Here is a 15,803-nt window from a genome sequence, read left to right as displayed (position 1 = left end):
CGTCCGCCGGCCGCGTCCTGCTAAGGAACACGACATGTCCCTCTCCCCGATGAACCTGCCCCAGCGCGTCAAGCTGGTGGACGTGGGCCCCCGCGACGGCTTGCAGAACGAAAAGCAGGTGGTTCCCACCGCGATCAAGGTGGAACTGATCGAGCGCCTGGCCGCCGCCGGGGTGCCGGCGGTGGAGGCCACCTCCTTCGTCTCGCCCAAGTGGGTGCCGCAGATGGCCGACAACGCCGCGGTGATGGGCGCCATCCGCAAGCAGCCCGGGGTCGCCTACCCGGTGCTCACCCCCAACCTGCAAGGTTTCGACGCGGCGGTGGAAGCGGGCTCCCAGGAAGTGGCGATCTTCGGCGCCGCCTCCGAATCGTTTTCGCAGAAGAACATCAACTGCTCCATCGCCGAGAGCCTGAAACGCTTCGAGCCGGTGGTGGCCGCCGCCAGCGCCCTGGACATCCCGGTGCGCGGCTACGTCTCCTGCGTGGTCGGCTGCCCCTACGAGGGCGCCATCGCCCCCGAGGCAGCGGCCCGGGTCGCCCGCACCCTGTTCGAGATGGGCTGCTACGAGGTTTCCCTGGGCGACACCATCGGCGTCGGCACCCCCCTGGCGGTGGCGCGCATGATCGAGGCCTGCACCGCCCACGTGCCGGTGGAAAAACTGGCCGGCCACTACCACGACACCTACGGCATGGCCGTGGCCAACATCCTGGCCTCGCTGCAACTGGGCATGAGCGTCTTCGACGCCTCGGTGGCCGGCCTAGGCGGCTGCCCCTATGCCAAGGGCGCCTCCGGCAACGTCGCCAGCGAGGACGTGGTCTACCTGCTGCACGGCCTGGGCATCGAAACCGGCATCGACCTGGACAAACTGGTGGATGCCGGCGCCTTCATCTCGGCGGCCCTGGGCCGGGAAACCGGTTCCAAGGTGGCCCGGGCGATCCTCGCCAAGCGCGGCTGAGGTCGCTGGAGGAAAATCGGGTACCCCGTGGAACCCCGCGCCAGTCGTGGCCTCCAAAGGAGCCTGCCTGAAGATCGGCCACTGGCGCGGCTCTCCAGGCAGGGGGCATGAAGATGCCCGTCCCGCCTTGGTCTTGGCCCCTCCCTGTTTTTTGCACTGCTGAAATGACCGTTCCTTCCCCCTGCATCAACGTCTGCGTCATGGACAAGGCCAGCGGCCTTTGCCAGGGCTGCCTGCGCACCCTGGACGAGATCGCCGCCTGGGGCCGCGCCAGTGACCCCCAGCGCCTGGCCATCCTCGATGCCGTGGCGGCGCGCCGCGCCGACCAGCCCAAGCCTTCCACCGCCTGGAGCCCGCAATGAGCAGCGATGACCTGTGCGTCGGCATCTGCATGATCGACCCGGACACCGGGGTATGCGAAGGCTGTGGCCGCACCTCGGACGAGATCTTCGGCATCCCCACCCCGCCGCCACCGGCGGAGCCGAACAAGACCGTGCCCCTGCCCGAAAACGTCCAGGCCGAAGTCGGCGCCGGGAGCGACTGATGGGGGCCGCCGAGCGCATTGCCGCGGTCCTGCCCGATTCCCTGCAACTGCTCGAACGGGGCTGGCTGTCGTCCAACAACATCCTCGCCTTCGACGGCGAAGTCGCCACCCTGATCGACAGCGGCTACGTCAGCCACGCCGCCCAGACCGTGGCCCTGGTGGAACGGGCCCTGGCCGGCCGCACCCTGGCCCGGGTGATCAACACCCACTCCCATTCCGACCACATCGGCGGCAACGCCGCCCTCAACGCCGCCTTCGGCTGTGAGCTGGTGGTGCCCGAGGGCCTGGCCGCCACCATCGCCGAGTGGGACGAGGACGCTCTGCTGCTCTCGCCTCTGGGCCAATCCGCCGCCCGCTTCCAGCACCACGCCACCTACGGCCCGGGCGACTGCTTCGTCCTCGGCGAGCTGGAATGGCAGGCCCTGGCCGTGCCCGGCCACGACATGGACGCCCTGGCCCTGTACAACCCGGACGAGCGCCTGCTCATTTCCGGCGACGCCCTGTGGGAGGACGGCTTCGGCGTGATCTTCGCCGAGGTGCTCGGCACCGCCGACGGCCTGGCCGCCACCCGCGCCACCCTGGACATGCTCGGGCGCCTGGCCATCGACGCCGTGCTGCCCGGCCACGGCCCGGCCTTCGGCGCGGTGGACGCGGCCCTGGAGCGGGCCTACCGCAAGCTCGCCGGCTTCGAGGCCAGCCTGGACCGGCTGGCGCGCCACGCCATCAAGGTCATCGTCGCCTTCGTCATGCTCGAAAAGCGCCGCATCAAGCGCGCCGACCTCACCGAATTCCTCGCCGGCCTGTCCTTCGTCACCAGCGTCAACGCCCGCTACCTGGGCCTGGACGACGACGCCCTGGCCGACTGGCTGGTGCACGACCTGACCCGGGCCGGCGCCCTGCGCGAGGAAGAGGGCTGGCTGACGGCGGGCTAGGACCGGCCCGCCTCTCCCGTAGCAGCCCGGTGCTACCCGGCGCCGCCGGCCCCGTGGAGAATGGCCGGACGGGCCGGGCGGGGCAACCTCCCCGGCCTCCACCCCCCGGCGCCCGTCACGGGCGCCCCTGCGAGGACACGAGGAGACATCGATGGCTGCCAAGAAAATCCTGATGCTGGTCGGCGATTACGCCGAAGACTACGAAACCATGGTGCCTTTCCAGGCCCTCACCATGGTCGGCCACACGGTGCATGCCGCTTGCCCGGGCAAGAAGGCCGGCGAGAGCGTGCGCACCGCCATCCACGACTTCGAGGGTGACCAGACCTACAGCGAGAAGCCGGGCCACAACTTCACCCTCAACGCCACCTTCGACACCCTGCGCGCCGAGAACTACGACGCCCTGCTAATCCCGGGCGGCCGGGCGCCGGAATACCTGCGCCTCAATCCCCAGGTGATCGCCGCCGTGCAGCACTTCGCCCAGGCTAACAAGCCCATCGCCGCGGTCTGCCACGGCGCCCAACTGCTTGCTGCCGCCGGGGTGATCCAGGGCCGCACCTGTAGCGCCTATCCGGCCTGCGGCCCGGAGGTGCGTTTGGCTGGCGGCACCTACGCCGACATTCCGGTGGACCAGGCCCACACCGACGGCAACCTGGTCACCGCCCCCGCCTGGCCCGCCCATCCGGCCTGGCTGGCCCAGTTCCTGGCGGTGCTGGGCACCCGCATCAGCCTGTGATGCTGTGATCCGCTGCTAGGCTGGCGCGGGCCGAACCAGGGCGGCGGAGCGCTGTCCATCGATCGGTCCGGCCCGCCGGTCGGACCCGGGGGCCACGCCCCGCAGCCGCTTCGCCCCCTTGCCTATTTGCCCCTTGCAGGAGCCGCCCATGTGCCAGGTCTACGTCCGTGCCGACCCGATCCTCTATGAATCCCGGTCCCGTTCCCTGCGCATCCACGGGGTGGTGACCACCCTGCGCCTGGAAAACCTGTTCTGGGACACCCTGGCGGAAATGGCCGCTGCCGAGGGCGTCACCACCAACCAGCTGATCGCCACCCTGCACGACGAGGTGACGGCCTACCGGGGCGAGGTGGACAACTTCGCCTCGTTCCTGCGCGTCACCTGCATGCGCTACCGGCAGTTGCAGGGCGAGTCGGCGGCGTCCGGCCGCCAGGCGGCGCCCGACGGCACTGGCCCTGTGCCGGCCCCCCTCGTACTGGTGGGCGGCGCGGGCTAGACGGCAAGTCCGCCGCCGGGCCTGCGTGGTTCTGGCGCGTTGCTGGCCCGCCGATTCAGCGGGCCGGTTCGCAGCGGATGTCCGGATTGGTTGCCGCCATCGCCAGGCAGCGCTGATTCTCCCGCGCGGTGTTGATCGCCTGCTGGTTCTTTCCGGGAGGCACCGCGCCGCCCGTGCTGCCCGAATTGCTCGGCCGCGCAGGCGCCTGCCGGACGTCGAAGGCGATTGCCGCGAAGACCTTGTCCTGTTCCGGCCAGTGGTAGAACACCGCATAGCTGCCGGCGGGCAGGCGCCAGGTGTCGATCTGGTCCCAGAAGCTGCCGTCGCTGAAAATGCCCCGCTGGCGGCTGTCGGTTTGCAGCCGTTGCGTCTGGCTGTTCATGAGCATGACGTTGAAGGTCCGCCCCGCCATTTCGGGAAAGCCCCCCTCGGCCCGGATGGTCCAGGCGCCGGCGCTGTCCTGGTACACACGGCAGGCCAGGCCGGCGCAGCGGATGTCACGCAACTGCGAGCCCCGGGCCACTCCGTCGCCTGCCACCTCGGTATCGCCGAGGGACTGCCAGCGCCATGCTTTCGGGTTGGTGCCCTGGACCGCCGTGCTGTTTACCGGCGTGGCGCTGCGTGGCGTCACGGCCGGCGCGGATATGGGGGGCGGCCGCTCGCTGGCGGAACGGGGCAGGACGGGATCGGCGTTGCGGGGGGCGATGCCCTGGGCCCAGGCCTGGCCGGCAAGCATGGCGAGGGCGACGCAGAGGGTGAGCGGAGCGGCGTTCATGGCGGGCTTTCGCGAAGTGGGAACGCGGCAGGCTAACCCAATGGCATTGGGCCGGCAATGCGCCAGGCGCAAGCATTCACGGCGTCGCCAGGCAGGTGTCCATGCTCTGCGGCCCGACCTGCCCGGATGTGGCCCTCCGAAGGGTTCAGCTCGCCTGCCAGGCCGGTGGGCGATAGCCTTCCTCGCTCATGCCGGCCGCCAGCTCGTAGCGGTTGCGGCCCTCGGACTTGGCTACGTACATGGCCAGGTCGGCCTGTTCGAGCAGGCCGTCCACCTGGTCCGCGTCCCCGGGCATGAAGGCCACGCCGATGCTGGCGGTGACCTGGAGGCTGCCGCCGGGCACCAGCCCGCCGGGGATGGGGATCGGCTGGGCGATCTGCTCGAGGATCTTGTCGGCCAGTTGGGCGCCGTCGCTGTGGCTGAACATGCCCGGCAGGCCGATGATGAATTCGTCGTTGCCCGGGCGGGCGATGAAGTCGGTGGTGCGGGTGCAGGTCTTGAGGCGGCGCGCCACTTCCTGCAACACCAGGTCGCCGGGCTTGTGGCCGTAGCGGTCGTTGACCGGCTTGAAGCCGTCCAGGTCGATGACCATCAGGGCCAGTTCCTGGTGGCGGTGGCTGCCGTCCGGGCCGAAGCGGGCCAGGCGCCGTTCCAGGCCGTGGCGGTTGAGCAGCCCCGTGAGGGGGTCGCTCTGGGCCATGTCCAGGGCGGCGTGGCGCTCGCGGCGCAGCAGGTAGACCCGGTAGGCCAGGGCGATCGAGAACAGCAGCATTTCCAGGGCGGTGGCGATCTGGAAGCTGTGGTTGAGCAGGGTGCTGGCGGAGAGGTAGCCCAGGTTGCGCATCACGATCAGGGCGCTGCACGCCATGGGCAGGAGCTGGGCGGCGAGGAAGATGCGCGCCGGCAGGCTGCCGCGGACGACGCAGATGATGCTGGCCAGGGTGGTCAGGCCGATGGTCAGGCCGGCCAAGTACATGGTCAGGCGGTTGGCCAGGGGGTAGAAGCCGATCAGGCTGAACAGGATCAGGGCGGCGCAGGCGCCGACGATGGCCGACAGGGGACGGACGATCAGGGGCACCGTCTGGCGCAGGTTGAGGAAGGACTGCTGCCACAGCACCAGGGCGATCAGGTAGGCGCAGGGGATCAGGTTGTGCTGCTGGTCCGCCAGCCAGGGGAAGTTCGGCCACAGGTATTGCAGGGTGTGGCCGTTCAGTTCGGCCACGATCAGCAGGGCGAAGAACGCGCAGGCCACGTAGTGGTAGAAGGTGCGGTCGCGCAGCAGGGTACCGATGAAGGCGTTGTAGAACAGCATCGCCAGCATCAGCCCGTAGTAGAGGCCGAACAGCAGGGCCTCTTCCCGGGCGTGCTCCTGGAAGGCGTGTTCTTCCCAGACCACCAGGGGCACCGCCAGGCTGTCGGCGGTGGCCACCCGCAGGTACAGGGTGTGGGTGCCGTGGCCGGGTTCCAGGTGCAGGGGGAAGAGGAAGTTGCGGTAGGGCAGGGGCCAGCTGGCGAACGGCATGTGGTCCCCGACCCGCTGCTCCACCAGGCTGCCGTCGGCCCGGGGCGTGTACAGGCGCACGTCGTCCAGATAGGGGTAAGGCAGTTCGAGCAGCCAGTTGCGCGGCAGGCCGTCCTGGGTGAGGGTGAAGCGCAGCCAGTAGACGTCGGTGCTGTAGCCGAAGCCGCCGGTGCCGGTGAGGGGTTTGAAGCGGGCGCTGTTGGCGCGGGCCTCCTGGGGGCTGAGACGGCCGCCTGGGTCCACCAGCATGCTCAGGTGCCCGGTGAGGGACTGGCCCAGGGAGGCGTATTCCAGCACCAGGTCGGCCCGGGCCGGGGCGGCGGCCAGCAGGGTCCACAGCACGGCGAACAGGGCCAGGCCGGCGCGGCACAGCCGGGCGAGCGGGCACGGCGAATCGGCCTGGGATCGCCGCCAGGCCAGCGGGAGCGGGGACCTCACCGCGCCAGGGCCCGTTCCGCCAGGCGCACCCAGTAGGTGACGCCCAGGGCCAGGACCTCGTCGTTGAAGTCGTAGTGGGGGCTGTGCAGGGTGCAGGCCCCGGCGGTGATGCCGTGGGCGGCGTGGGCATCGCCCTGGATGCCGTTGCCCAGCCAGACGTAGCAGCCGGGCTTGACCGCCAGCATGTAGGCGAAGTCCTCGGCGCCCATGGAGGGCAGGGCGTCGACGATCACCCGGTCGGCGCCGCACACTTCGGCGGCCACGTCGCGGCACAGGGCGGCCTCGGCGGCGCTGTTGACCGTGGGCGGGTAGCGGTGGTCGAACCAGACGCTGGCCTGGGCGCCGTGGGCGGCGGCCACGCCCTTGCACAGGCGCTCGATGGCGGTTTCGATCTGCTCCTGCACCGCCGGCTTGAAGCTGCGGATGGTGCCGCGCAGCACCACTTCCTCGGGGATCACGTTCCAGGCCTCGCCGGCGTGGATCTGGGTCACCGACACCACCCCGGCCTCGCAGGGGTGCAGGGTGCGCGACACCACGGTTTGCAGGGCCTGGACCAGTTCGGCGGCGGCGACGATGGGGTCGCTGCCCAGGTGGGGCATGGCGGCGTGGCAGCCGTGGCCGCGCATCTTGATCTCGAAGGCGCAGGTGCCGGCCATCACCGGGCCGGGCATCACCGCCATCTGCCCGACCGGAACGCCGGGCCAGTTGTGCAGGCCGTACACCGCCTCCATGGGGAACTGTTCGAACAGCCCTTCCTCCACCATCACCTTGGCGCCGCCCTCGGCCTCCTCCGCGGGCTGGAAGATGCAGTACACCGTGCCGTCGAAGTTGCGATGCTCGGCCAGCCAGCGGGCGGCGCCGAGCAGCATGGCGGTGTGGCCGTCGTGGCCGCAGGCGTGCATCTTGCCCGGGTGGCGGGAGCGGTGGCCGAACTCGTTGAGCTCCTGGAGGGGCAGGGCGTCCATGTCGGCGCGCAGGCCTATGGCCCGGTCCGAGGTGCCGGCGCGGATGGCCGCCACCACCCCGGTCTTGGCCAGGCCGCGATGCACTTCCAGACCGTAGCGGACCAGCTTGGCGGCGACCTGGTCGCTGGTGCGCTGCTCGTCGAAAGCCAGTTCGGGATGGGCGTGGATGTCGCGGCGGAACGCAGTCAGTTCGGCCAGGAAGGGAAGGTCCAGGGGGCGCATGGTAAAGCCTCGGCGTGCTGAGTGTGCGGCGGACGGCATGACGTCCGGGCAGGGCTGGTCGACGTTCCATTATGCCGCGTCTTTCGGTCGTGCAGCGCATCCGGTAAAGTGGCCCCATGCACCTCGTCCTGATCAGCGGCCTGTCCGGCTCGGGCAAGTCCATCGCCCTGAACGTCCTCGAAGACGCCGGCTACTTCTGCGTCGATAACCTGCCCACCTCCCTGCTCCCCGCCCTGGTCGAGCAGCTCGAGGCGAGCGGCTACCAGCGCGTCGCCGCGGCGGTGGACGTGCGCGCCGGCGCCAGCCTGGAGGCGCTGCCGGGCATCCTGGCGGAACTGCGCCCGCGCATGGACCTGCGCTTCCTGTTCCTCAATGCCAAGGACGACACCCTGGTCAAGCGCTTCTCCGAGACGCGCCGCCGCCATCCCCTGGCCCGGGACGGCCGGGCGCTGCTCGAAGCCATCCGCGAGGAGCGGGAGCGCCTTGCCGACATCGCCGACCTGGGCCACCACATCGACACCTCGGACCTCAAACCGGCGGTGCTGCGCGAGTGGGTCAAGCAGTTCGTCTCGATGGACCCGGATGCCGGGCTGACCCTGCTCTTCCAGTCCTTCGGCTTCAAGCACGGCCTGCCCCAGGACGCCGACCTGGTGTTCGACGTGCGCTGCCTGCCCAACCCCTACTACGATCCGACCCTGCGCCCCCTGACCGGCCTCGACCAGCCGGTGATCGACTTCCTGGCGGCGATCCCCGACGTGGCGGCCATGGCCGAGGACATCCGCGCCTTCGTCGCCCGCTGGCTGCCCGCCTACATCCGCGACAACCGTTCCTACCTGACCGTGGCCATCGGCTGCACCGGCGGCCAGCACCGTTCCGTCTACATGAGCGAATGGCTGGCTCGCCACTTCCGTGCCCACGGCGCCCTGGCCGGCGCCCCCGCGGCGCCCGCCGTGCCCCGGGTACTGGTGCGCCACCGCGAACTGAGCGGCGTGCCGGCCGCTGCCAGCTGAGGCCGCCGGCGTGGCCCGCAGCACCCTTGCCGCGCTTTCCGCGGCGACGGCCTACCCCTGGCACCGCCTGGTCCGCCCCGGCGACTGGCTGGTGCTGGCCGGTGGCGTCGTCCTAACCGCCGCCAGCGCCGCCCTGTTCTGGCAGCAGGGCGCCGCCGAGCGTGCCGTGGTGCGCCAGGAAGGGCAGGTGGTGGCCGAGCTGGCCCTGACCGTGCCGCGCACCCTGGACGTGGCCGGCCCCTTGGGCACCACGGTGATCGCCGTCGAGCACGGCCGCGCCCGGGTGATGTCCGATCCCGGCCCGCGCCAGCTATGCGTGCGCCAGGGCTGGCTGGCCCGTCCCGGCGAAATGGCCCTGTGCGCCCCCAACCGGGTCAGCCTGACCATCGCCGGCGGCAAGGGCGCCTACGACACCCTGGCCTACTGATCCCATGGCCTCGCCTTCGCCCGGCACCGTCGCCATTCCCCTCGGCCCCGAGGACTACCGCATCGCCCGGCTGGCGGCGGCGGCCATCGGCCTGGCCCTGGTGGACGCGGTGATTCCCTCGCCGCTGCCCGGGGTCAAACCGGGGCTGGCCAACATCGTCACCCTGGTGGTGCTGGTCCGCTACGGCTGGGGCGCAGCGGCCTGGGTGAGCGGCCTGCGGGTGGTGGCCGGCAGCCTGCTGCTCGGCCAGTTCCTCGCCCCGGGGTTCTTTCTCGCCGCCGCCGGCGCCCTGGCCAGCCTGCTGGTGCTGGCGCCGGTGGCGCGCCTGCCGCGGCGCTGGTTCGGCCCGGTGACGGCCTCGGTGCTGGCCGCCCTGGCCCACATCGGCGGCCAGTTGCTGCTCGCCCGGCTGTGGCTGATCCCCCACGACGGCCTGTGGGTGCTGCTGCCGGTGTTTTCCGCGGCGGCCCTGTTCTTCGGCACCATCAACGGCCTGATCGCCGCCAGGTTGCTGGCCGAGGCCGACGCCGGCCCCACGCCTCCGCCTTCTCCGGAAAAATCATGAATACCGCCAAGACCGTCTGCCTGGCCTTCACCGGCGCCTCGGGCCTGCCCTACGGGGTGCGCCTGCTCGAATGCCTGCTCGCTGCCGGCTGCCGCGTGCAGCTGCTCTATTCGTCGGTGGCCCAGGTGGTGGCCCGTCAGGAGATGGACCTGGAATTGCCGGGCCGGCCCAAGGAGGCGGAAGCCTTCTTCCGCCAGCGCTTCGCCGCCCTGCCCGGTACCCTGGAGGTGTACGGTCGGGAGGAATGGTTCGCCCCGGTGGCCTCCGGCTCCAATCCGCCGGACGCCATGGTGGTGTGCCCGTGCACCATGGGCACCCTGGCCTCGATCGCCGCCGGCCTGGCCGACAACCTGATCGAGCGGGCCGCCGACGTGGCCCTGAAGGAGCGCCGGCCCCTGATCCTGGTGCCCCGGGAAACGCCGTTCTCGACCCTGCACCTGGAGAACATGCTGCGCCTGTCCCGGGCCGGGGCGGTGATCCTGCCGCCCAACCCTGGCTTCTACCACCATCCGCAGACGGTGCAGGATGTGGTGGATTTCGTCGTCGCCCGCATCCTCGACCACCTGGCGGTGCCCCACACCCTGATGCGCCGCTGGGGCGAGGAGGCGTGATGGGGCTGGGCGACTGGCTCAAGCGCCATCTGGGTGACGGCTCGGCGACGGAAACGGCGCTGCCCGAAACCCTGGACATTCCCCTCTTTCCCCTGGGCACCGTGCTGTTTCCCGGCGGGGTGCTCGGGCTGAAGATCTTCGAGGCCCGCTACCTGGACATGGCCGCCGCCTGCCTGCGCGAGGACGTGCCCTTCGGCGTTTGCCTGATCGCCGAGGGCAAGGACACCGGTACCCCGGCGGTGCCCCACCCGGTGGGCACCCTGGCCCGCCTGACCCGCTGCGACATGGAGCAGCCGGGCATCCTGCTCGCCTCGGCCCAGGGCGGGCGGCGCTTTCGCATCGTCGAGCGGCGCATCGAGGCCAACGGCCTGCAACGGGCCCGGGTCGAGCTGCTCGCCGAGCCGCCCGCCGCCGCCGTGCCCGAGGCCCTGGCCGGACTGGCGCCCCTGGCCCGGCGCATCGCCGCCGACCTGGGTGTAGAAAAAATGCCTCCGCCCCACGATTTCGCCGACGCCCTGTGGCTCGGCTACCGCCTCGCCGAGGCGATGCCGGTGCAGCCCCTGGCCAAGCAGAAGCTGCTGGAACTGGACGATCCCCTGTCCCGGCTGGAAATCCTGCATACCTACCTGGCCCAGCGGGGCTTGGTGCAATGACGCAATGACGATGTGGTCGAAAAGCCGGACCGCCGCCCGGGCGGTGCGGCTGGTCGCCGTGTTCTGCCTGGGCGAGGTGCTGACCATGTCCGGCTTCGCCCTGGTGCCGGTGCTGCTGCCCCGCTTCACCGCCGAATGGGGCCTGTCGGCCACCGAGGGCGGCTGGCTGGGTGGGGTGTTCTTCCTCGGCTACGTGGCCGCCGTGCCGGTGCTGGTGGCCGCCACCGACAAGCGCGACGCCCGCCGCGTCTACCTCGGCGCTACCCTGGTGAGCGGCGCCTCCCTGCTGCTCTTCGCCCTGTGGGCCCGGGACTTCGTTCTCGCCCTGCTGTGCTGGATGGGTGCGGGCCTGGGCCTGGCCGGCACCTACATGCCCGGCCTGCGCGCCCTCACCGACCGGCTCGACCCCGCCCACCAGTCCCGCGGCACCGCCTTCTACACCGCCACCTTCGGCGTCGGCGCCGGCCTCTCTTACCTGCTCGCCGAAGGCGCCCAGCGCCTCTTCGACTGGCCCTGGCTGTTCGCCATCGCCGGCGGCGCGGTGCTGGCCGCCGGCGCCCTGGTGGCCTGGGGCGCGGGACCCCGTCCGCAACCCCAGGCCGGAGCACCGGACAAGGCAGTGCCGGGGGCGGCCCAGGACGACGGCTGGCGCGGCGTGCTGCGTGACCGGCGCATCCTGGCCTACTGCGGCGGCTACCTGGGCCACAACTGGGAACTGTTCGGCTTTCGCGCCTGGCTGGTCAGCTACCTGGGCTGGCTGCATGCCGCCGAGCCCTCGGCCCTCACCGCCATGCCCGGCGTGGCGGCGGCAGTGGCCACCTTCTGCGCCGTGCCGGCCAGCATCCTCGGCAACGAAGGGGCGCACCGCTGGGGGCGGCAGCGCTGGTTGGCCCGGGTGATGCCTCTTTCGGCCCTGGTGGCCTTGGTGGTGGCCGGCTTCGGTGGCGCGGGCCTTGGCGTGGGGAGCGGCGCCGGCATGGGCGGTACCCTGACCGTGGTGGTGCTGGTGGCCTACGCCGCCACCATGAGCCTGGATTCGGCGGCCCTGACCGCCGGGCTGATCACCGGCACCGACCCGGGGCGGCGCGGCAAGGCCCTGGCGCTCTATTCCTGCCTCGGCTTTCTCGGCGCCTTCATCGGCCCGGTGGCCTTCGGCATGGCCCTCGACGCCTTCGGCCGGGACCACCCGGCGGGCTGGGCCGGGGGCTTCGTCACCCTGGCCCTGGCGGTGCTGCTCGGCTGGGCTGCCCTGGTACGCCGGCCCTTGGCCTGATTGGGGCCGTTGGCGGTTGCCCGCAGCGGGGAGGCATTGGACACGCTGCACCAGGCCCGTACCAGGCACGCATCGGGTTAATCCCGGGCACATCCTGGGCAGGCTAGGGGAGCGCGTCGAGCGCTTGTTAGCGGCGATACATTAATAAAATTAATGTATCGGGCTGGGCGAAAAGCGAAGGTCCGCGCCAGTCGCCGAGTTTGACGGTGCGGCCAAAAAAATACATGAAGAAAATTAATGGATCGACGCCGTCGCCGCGTCAGCCCGCCAGCCCCGGCGGCAGGCCGTCCAGGTCGCGCAGCAGCTTGCGCAGGGGCGCCGGCAGGGCGGCCGCGGCGGTGTCGCGCCAGTCGATCCAGGTCGCCGCAGCATCCCCGGAATCCGCCGCCAGCCGGCCGCTACGGCTGACCCGGCAGAGCAGCGGGGTGATGTGCAGGCGGAAGTGGCTGAAGGTGTGGGGAAAGGGCGCCAGGGTCTGCTGCTTTTCCAGGCGGCAGCCGTAGCGCGCCAGGGTTTCCTCCAGCCGGGCGGCGTCGTCGATTTCCGGCAGGGCCAAGAGGCCGCCCCAGATGCCCGTGGGCGGGCGCCGTTCCACCAGCAGTTGCGGCCCGTCGCTGATCACCAGGCAGATGGTGTGGCGCTCGGGCAGCGTCTTGGCCGGCTTGGCCTCGGGCAGCTCGTCCTGGCGCCCCTCGCGCCGGGCGACGCAGATGTCGTGCATCGGGCACAGGGCGCAGGTGGGGCGGCGACGGGCGCACAGGGAGGCGCCCAGGTCCATGATGCCCTGGGTGTAGGCCTCGATCTCGCCAGGCTCATCGCAAGCCGGCAGCAGGGAATCGGCCAGCTGCCACAGGCCCTTTTCCACCTTGGGCGCACCGGGAAAGCCGGCCACGCCGAAGCAGCGGGTCAGTACCCGCTTGACGTTGCCGTCCAGGATGGCGCCCCGGTGGCCGTAGGCGAAGGCGGCGATGGCCGCCGCCGTGGAACGGCCGATGCCGGGCAGCTCGGCGATCTGCGCCGGGTCCCGGGGAAAGGCGCCGCCGTGGTCGCGCACCACCGCCACGGCGCAGGCATGCAGGTTGCGCGCCCGGGCATAGTAGCCGAGGCCCGCCCACAGCTCCAGCACCCGCTCCAGGGGCGCCGCCGCCAGGTCGGCGATGGTCGGGAAGGCCTCCAGGAAGCGTCCGTAGTAGGGGATGACGGTGGCCACCTGGGTCTGCTGCAGCATGATCTCGGACAGCCAGATGCGGTAGGCGTCCCGGGTGTTCTGCCAGGGCAGGTCGTGGCGGCCGTGGCGCCGCTGCCAGGCGATCAGGCGGTCGGAAAAGTCGGGCATGAAATGGGCGGAGCGCCGCAGCGGGCGCCCCGGTGGTGTGGGGAAAACGTTTAGGCCTTGACCGGCTTGACCCGGCTGGCGGTCAGCTTGGCCCGTTCCCGGGCCTGGTCGATGTCGCTGCCGGTGGCCACGGCCACGCCCATGCGGCGCTTCTTGAAGCTTTCCGGCTTGCCGAACAGGCGCAGGTCCGAGTCCGGCACTTGCAGGGCCTCGGCGACGCCCTCGAAGGCGATGCCTTTTTCTTCCATGCCGCCGTAGATCACCGCCGAGGCGCCGGGGGCGCGTAGGCTGGCGTCCACCGGCAGGCCGAGGATGGCCCGGGCGTGCAGTTCGAATTCGGACAGGCGCTGGCTGGCCAGGGTGACCAGGCCGGTGTCGTGGGGGCGTGGGCTGACTTCGGAGAACCACACCTCGTCGCCGCGGATGAACAGCTCGACGCCGAAGATGCCGCGGCCGCCCAGGTTGGCGGTGACCTTTTCGGCGATCTCCCGGGACTTGGCCTTGGCGGCGGCGCTCATCGGCTGGGGTTGCCAGGATTCCACGTAGTCGCCGTCCACCTGGATGTGGCCGATCGGCTCGCAGAAATAGGTTTCCACCTGGCCCGAGGCACCCACGGCGCGCACGGTCAGCTGGGTGATCTCGTAGTCGAACTTGATGAAGCCCTCGACGATGATGCGCGCCTGCTTCACCCGGCCGCCGGCCTGGGCGTAGTCCCAGGCCTTGGCCACGTCGTCCGGGCCTTTCACCAGGGACTGGCCCTTGCCCGAGGAGGACATCACCGGCTTGATCACGCAGGGATAGCCGATGCCCGGCTGGCCGTCCGTGCCGTCGATGGCGGCCTGGAGTTCGGCCTGGGAGTCGGCGAAGCGGTAGGGGGAGGTGGGCAGGCCCAGCTCCTCGGCGGCCAGGCGGCGGATGCCTTCCCGGTTCATGGTCAGCTTGGCGGCCCGGGCGGTGGGGATCACCTCGGCCAGGCCTTCGGCCTCGATCTCCACCAGGGTGTCGGTGGCGATGGCCTCGATCTCGGGCACCACCAGGTGGGGCTTTTCCAGCTCGATCAGGCGACGCAGGGCGGCGCCGTCGGTCATGGAGATGACGTGGGCGCGGTGCGCCACCTGCATGCCCGGGGCGTTTTCGTAGCGGTCCACGGCGATTACTTCGACCCCGAGGCGCTGCAAGGCGATGATCACTTCCTTACCCAGCTCGCCGGCGCCGAGCAGCATGACGCGCAGGGCGGAGGGGGATAGGGGGGTGCCGGGGCGCAGGGTCGAAGGGGCGGGCATGGCGGGTCTCCGTGGCAGGGCAGAATGATGGGCGGCGCCGATGGTAGCACGGCCTTTTCCCCGTTTTTCCGCTTCGCCGGGCCGCCCCGCTACGCCACGCCAGATCGCGCCCGGCCCGGGCGTGGGCCGGTGCCGGGGGCGGACTGATGTAAAATCGCGCCTTTTGCCCGCGCCGTCATCATGACCCTCCGTTCCGCCACCGACAGCCTGGCCGACGCTCCCCCGTTCGATTCGCGGGAACTCCGGGATACCTTGGGGCGTTTCGCCACCGGCGTTACCGTGGTGACCACCCTGGACCCCAACGGGGTGGCGATCGGCCTGACGGTCAGCTCGTTCAACTCGGTATCCCTGGAGCCGCCGCTCGTCCTGTGGAGCCTGTCGGCCGATTCCCCCAGCCGGGAAGCCTTCGAATCCGCCCACTACTACGCGATCAACGTGCTGGCGGCGGACCAGGCCGGCGTGTCCAACCAGTTCGCCTCGCGCCTGGCCGACAAGTTCGACGGCGTGGACTGGCGTCCCGGCGCCGGCGGCGCACCCCTGCTGTCGGGCTGCTGCGCCTGGTTCGAGGTGAGGAACACCCAGCGCGTTCCCGGCGGCGACCACCTCATCTTCATCGGCGAAGTGGTCGGCATCGACCGGGACCCCTCCCGGGCCCCCCTGCTGTTCCACGACGGCCGCTACCGCCACCTCGGCGACGTCTCCCAATAAGACAAACAGGCGCGAAAATGCATTGACAGATCGTTTTCGCTTTTTTTATAATCTTGCGCTCACTTGGGGGTCGGTAGCTCAGTCGGTAGAGCAGCGGACTTTTAATCCGTTGGTCGAGAGTTCGAATCTCTCCCGACCCACCAATGACCACTTGGTAGTTGCGGCAATGGCGAGTTAGACTTCGCAAGCGCAGTAAAAACTGGGTCGTTAGCTCAGCTGGTAGAGCAGCGGACTCTTAATCCGTAGGTCGAAAGTTCGAATCTTTCACGGCCCACCAGTTTTAGAAAACCCCAGCCTCCGGGCTGGGGTTTTTGCTTTTCGGCGTGGCGATTCATGCACTTTTGCCGGGATTGCC

General features: G+C 70.5%; 18 protein-coding genes and 2 tRNA genes. 15 read left to right on the top strand and 5 right to left on the bottom strand.

Annotated elements, in window-relative coordinates; all coding sequences use genetic code 11:
• Positions 1–49: 49 nt before the first annotated feature.
• The 6 genes from V7Z98_RS13765 to V7Z98_RS13740 all read left to right on the top strand — a co-directional run bounded on the left by V7Z98_RS13765 (position 50) and on the right by V7Z98_RS13740 (position 3,660).
• A complete protein-coding gene (locus V7Z98_RS13765; protein WP_334158734.1) occupies positions 50–955 on the top strand; it encodes a hydroxymethylglutaryl-CoA lyase in 906 nt (301 codons plus the stop codon).
• Between the two features lie 164 nt (positions 956–1,119).
• Positions 1,120–1,317 (top strand): DUF1289 domain-containing protein, encoded by a 198-nt coding sequence (locus tag V7Z98_RS13760; RefSeq protein ID WP_334158616.1) that lies wholly within the window; start codon positions 1,120–1,122, stop codon positions 1,315–1,317.
• On the top strand, positions 1,314–1,499 hold the full coding sequence (locus V7Z98_RS13755) for a DUF1289 domain-containing protein (RefSeq protein WP_293260526.1): 186 nt from the start codon (positions 1,314–1,316) through the stop codon (positions 1,497–1,499). Before V7Z98_RS13760 ends, V7Z98_RS13755 begins: the two co-directional genes overlap by 4 nt.
• Entirely contained in the window at positions 1,499–2,431 is a 933-nt protein-coding gene (locus tag V7Z98_RS13750; protein WP_334158615.1) for an MBL fold metallo-hydrolase, read from the top strand. Before V7Z98_RS13755 ends, V7Z98_RS13750 begins: the two co-directional genes overlap by 1 nt.
• Before the next feature lie 151 nt (positions 2,432–2,582).
• A complete protein-coding gene (locus V7Z98_RS13745; protein WP_334158613.1) occupies positions 2,583–3,164 on the top strand; it encodes a DJ-1/PfpI family protein in 582 nt (193 codons plus the stop codon).
• Between the two features lie 148 nt (positions 3,165–3,312).
• Entirely contained in the window at positions 3,313–3,660 is a 348-nt protein-coding gene (locus tag V7Z98_RS13740; protein ID WP_334158612.1) for a ribbon-helix-helix domain-containing protein, read from the top strand.
• Positions 3,661–3,715: 55 nt separating this feature from the next.
• On the opposite strand, the gene V7Z98_RS13735 is transcribed toward V7Z98_RS13740, so the two are convergent.
• The 3 genes from V7Z98_RS13735 to V7Z98_RS13725 form a co-directional block, all read right to left on the bottom strand.
• Complete coding sequence (locus V7Z98_RS13735) at positions 3,716–4,435, bottom strand: hypothetical protein (RefSeq protein ID WP_334158611.1); 720 nt, start codon at positions 4,433–4,435, stop codon at positions 3,716–3,718.
• 145 nt (positions 4,436–4,580) lie between these two features.
• Positions 4,581–6,395, bottom strand: a complete 1,815-nt coding sequence (locus V7Z98_RS13730; protein ID WP_334158610.1) for a diguanylate cyclase — start codon at positions 6,393–6,395, stop codon at positions 4,581–4,583.
• Complete coding sequence (locus V7Z98_RS13725; RefSeq protein ID WP_334158609.1) at positions 6,392–7,582, bottom strand: M20 aminoacylase family protein; 1,191 nt, start codon at positions 7,580–7,582, stop codon at positions 6,392–6,394. Before V7Z98_RS13725 ends, V7Z98_RS13730 begins: the two co-directional genes overlap by 4 nt.
• 116 nt (positions 7,583–7,698) lie before the next feature.
• On the opposite strand from V7Z98_RS13725, the gene rapZ reads away from it, so the two are divergent.
• The 6 genes from rapZ to V7Z98_RS13695 are packed head-to-tail and all read left to right on the top strand — an operon-like array spanning position 7,699 to position 12,121.
• On the top strand, positions 7,699–8,592 hold the full coding sequence (rapZ, locus tag V7Z98_RS13720; RefSeq protein ID WP_293260496.1) for an RNase adapter RapZ: 894 nt from the start codon (positions 7,699–7,701) through the stop codon (positions 8,590–8,592).
• 10 nt (positions 8,593–8,602) lie between these two features.
• Positions 8,603–9,019, top strand: a complete 417-nt coding sequence (locus V7Z98_RS13715) for a NusG domain II-containing protein (protein ID WP_334158608.1) — start codon at positions 8,603–8,605, stop codon at positions 9,017–9,019.
• A gap of 4 nt (positions 9,020–9,023) precedes the next feature.
• Positions 9,024–9,584: a Gx transporter family protein gene (locus V7Z98_RS13710; RefSeq protein ID WP_293260490.1), complete on the top strand. Its 561-nt coding sequence runs from the start codon at positions 9,024–9,026 to the stop codon at positions 9,582–9,584.
• Complete coding sequence (locus V7Z98_RS13705; protein ID WP_334158607.1) at positions 9,581–10,195, top strand: flavin prenyltransferase UbiX; 615 nt, start codon at positions 9,581–9,583, stop codon at positions 10,193–10,195. The genes V7Z98_RS13710 and V7Z98_RS13705 overlap by 4 nt, the downstream gene beginning before the upstream one ends.
• Positions 10,195–10,848, top strand: a complete 654-nt coding sequence (locus V7Z98_RS13700; RefSeq protein WP_334158606.1) for an LON peptidase substrate-binding domain-containing protein — start codon at positions 10,195–10,197, stop codon at positions 10,846–10,848. Before V7Z98_RS13705 ends, V7Z98_RS13700 begins: the two co-directional genes overlap by 1 nt.
• A 10-nt stretch (positions 10,849–10,858) precedes the next feature.
• Positions 10,859–12,121: an MFS transporter gene (locus V7Z98_RS13695; protein WP_334158605.1), complete on the top strand. Its 1,263-nt coding sequence runs from the start codon at positions 10,859–10,861 to the stop codon at positions 12,119–12,121.
• A 259-nt stretch (positions 12,122–12,380) separates the two neighbouring features.
• Here V7Z98_RS13695 and mutY read toward each other — a convergent pair whose 3' ends face one another.
• Both mutY and purT read right to left on the bottom strand, forming a co-directional pair.
• On the bottom strand, positions 12,381–13,457 hold the full coding sequence (gene mutY / locus V7Z98_RS13690; RefSeq protein ID WP_334158604.1) for an A/G-specific adenine glycosylase: 1,077 nt from the start codon (positions 13,455–13,457) through the stop codon (positions 12,381–12,383).
• 50 nt (positions 13,458–13,507) lie between these two features.
• Positions 13,508–14,740, bottom strand: a complete 1,233-nt coding sequence (gene purT, locus V7Z98_RS13685; RefSeq protein ID WP_442951847.1) for a formate-dependent phosphoribosylglycinamide formyltransferase — start codon at positions 14,738–14,740, stop codon at positions 13,508–13,510.
• 180 nt (positions 14,741–14,920) lie between these two features.
• Here purT and V7Z98_RS13680 point away from each other — a divergent pair, with 180 nt between their 5' ends.
• The 3 genes from V7Z98_RS13680 (at position 14,921) to V7Z98_RS13670 (ending at position 15,725) form a co-directional block, all read left to right on the top strand.
• On the top strand, positions 14,921–15,448 hold the full coding sequence (locus V7Z98_RS13680) for a flavin reductase family protein (protein WP_334158602.1): 528 nt from the start codon (positions 14,921–14,923) through the stop codon (positions 15,446–15,448).
• A gap of 67 nt (positions 15,449–15,515) precedes the next feature.
• A tRNA-Lys gene (locus tag V7Z98_RS13675) sits at positions 15,516–15,591 on the top strand.
• A 58-nt stretch (positions 15,592–15,649) separates the two neighbouring features.
• Positions 15,650–15,725 (top strand) — tRNA-Lys (locus V7Z98_RS13670).
• Positions 15,726–15,803: the final 78 nt, after the last annotated feature.

The sequence above is a fragment of the Oryzomicrobium sp. genome (genome assembly GCF_036820405.1).
Lineage (GTDB): Bacteria > Pseudomonadota > Gammaproteobacteria > Burkholderiales > Rhodocyclaceae > Oryzomicrobium.
Note: the sequence above shows the minus strand (reverse complement) of the source record. Positions and strands in the feature narration are given on the sequence as shown.

What these genes read in the sequence shown, in the direction of transcription:
- V7Z98_RS13765 (WP_334158734.1), top strand. Translation starts at nt 50, where the DNA reads ATGAACCTGCCCCAGCGCGTCAAGCTGGTGGACGTGGGCCCCCGCGAC.
- V7Z98_RS13760 (WP_334158616.1), top strand. Translation starts at nt 1,120, where the DNA reads ATGACCGTTCCTTCCCCCTGCATCAACGTCTGCGTCATGGACAAGGCC.
- V7Z98_RS13755 (WP_293260526.1), top strand. Translation starts at nt 1,314, where the DNA reads ATGAGCAGCGATGACCTGTGCGTCGGCATCTGCATGATCGACCCGGAC.
- V7Z98_RS13750 (WP_334158615.1), top strand. Translation starts at nt 1,499, where the DNA reads ATGGGGGCCGCCGAGCGCATTGCCGCGGTCCTGCCCGATTCCCTGCAA.
- V7Z98_RS13745 (WP_334158613.1), top strand. Translation starts at nt 2,583, where the DNA reads ATGGCTGCCAAGAAAATCCTGATGCTGGTCGGCGATTACGCCGAAGAC.
- V7Z98_RS13740 (WP_334158612.1), top strand. Translation starts at nt 3,313, where the DNA reads ATGTGCCAGGTCTACGTCCGTGCCGACCCGATCCTCTATGAATCCCGG.
- V7Z98_RS13735 (WP_334158611.1), bottom strand. Translation starts at nt 4,435, where the DNA reads ATGAACGCCGCTCCGCTCACCCTCTGCGTCGCCCTCGCCATGCTTGCC.
- V7Z98_RS13725 (WP_334158609.1), bottom strand. Translation starts at nt 7,582, where the DNA reads ATGCGCCCCCTGGACCTTCCCTTCCTGGCCGAACTGACTGCGTTCCGC.
- rapZ (WP_293260496.1), top strand. Translation starts at nt 7,699, where the DNA reads ATGCACCTCGTCCTGATCAGCGGCCTGTCCGGCTCGGGCAAGTCCATC.
- V7Z98_RS13710 (WP_293260490.1), top strand. Translation starts at nt 9,024, where the DNA reads ATGGCCTCGCCTTCGCCCGGCACCGTCGCCATTCCCCTCGGCCCCGAG.
- V7Z98_RS13705 (WP_334158607.1), top strand. Translation starts at nt 9,581, where the DNA reads ATGAATACCGCCAAGACCGTCTGCCTGGCCTTCACCGGCGCCTCGGGC.
- V7Z98_RS13700 (WP_334158606.1), top strand. Translation starts at nt 10,195, where the DNA reads ATGGGGCTGGGCGACTGGCTCAAGCGCCATCTGGGTGACGGCTCGGCG.
- V7Z98_RS13695 (WP_334158605.1), top strand. Translation starts at nt 10,859, where the DNA reads ATGTGGTCGAAAAGCCGGACCGCCGCCCGGGCGGTGCGGCTGGTCGCC.
- mutY (WP_334158604.1), bottom strand. Translation starts at nt 13,457, where the DNA reads ATGCCCGACTTTTCCGACCGCCTGATCGCCTGGCAGCGGCGCCACGGC.
- purT (WP_442951847.1), bottom strand. Translation starts at nt 14,740, where the DNA reads ATGCCCGCCCCTTCGACCCTGCGCCCCGGCACCCCCCTATCCCCCTCC.
- V7Z98_RS13680 (WP_334158602.1), top strand. Translation starts at nt 14,921, where the DNA reads ATGACCCTCCGTTCCGCCACCGACAGCCTGGCCGACGCTCCCCCGTTC.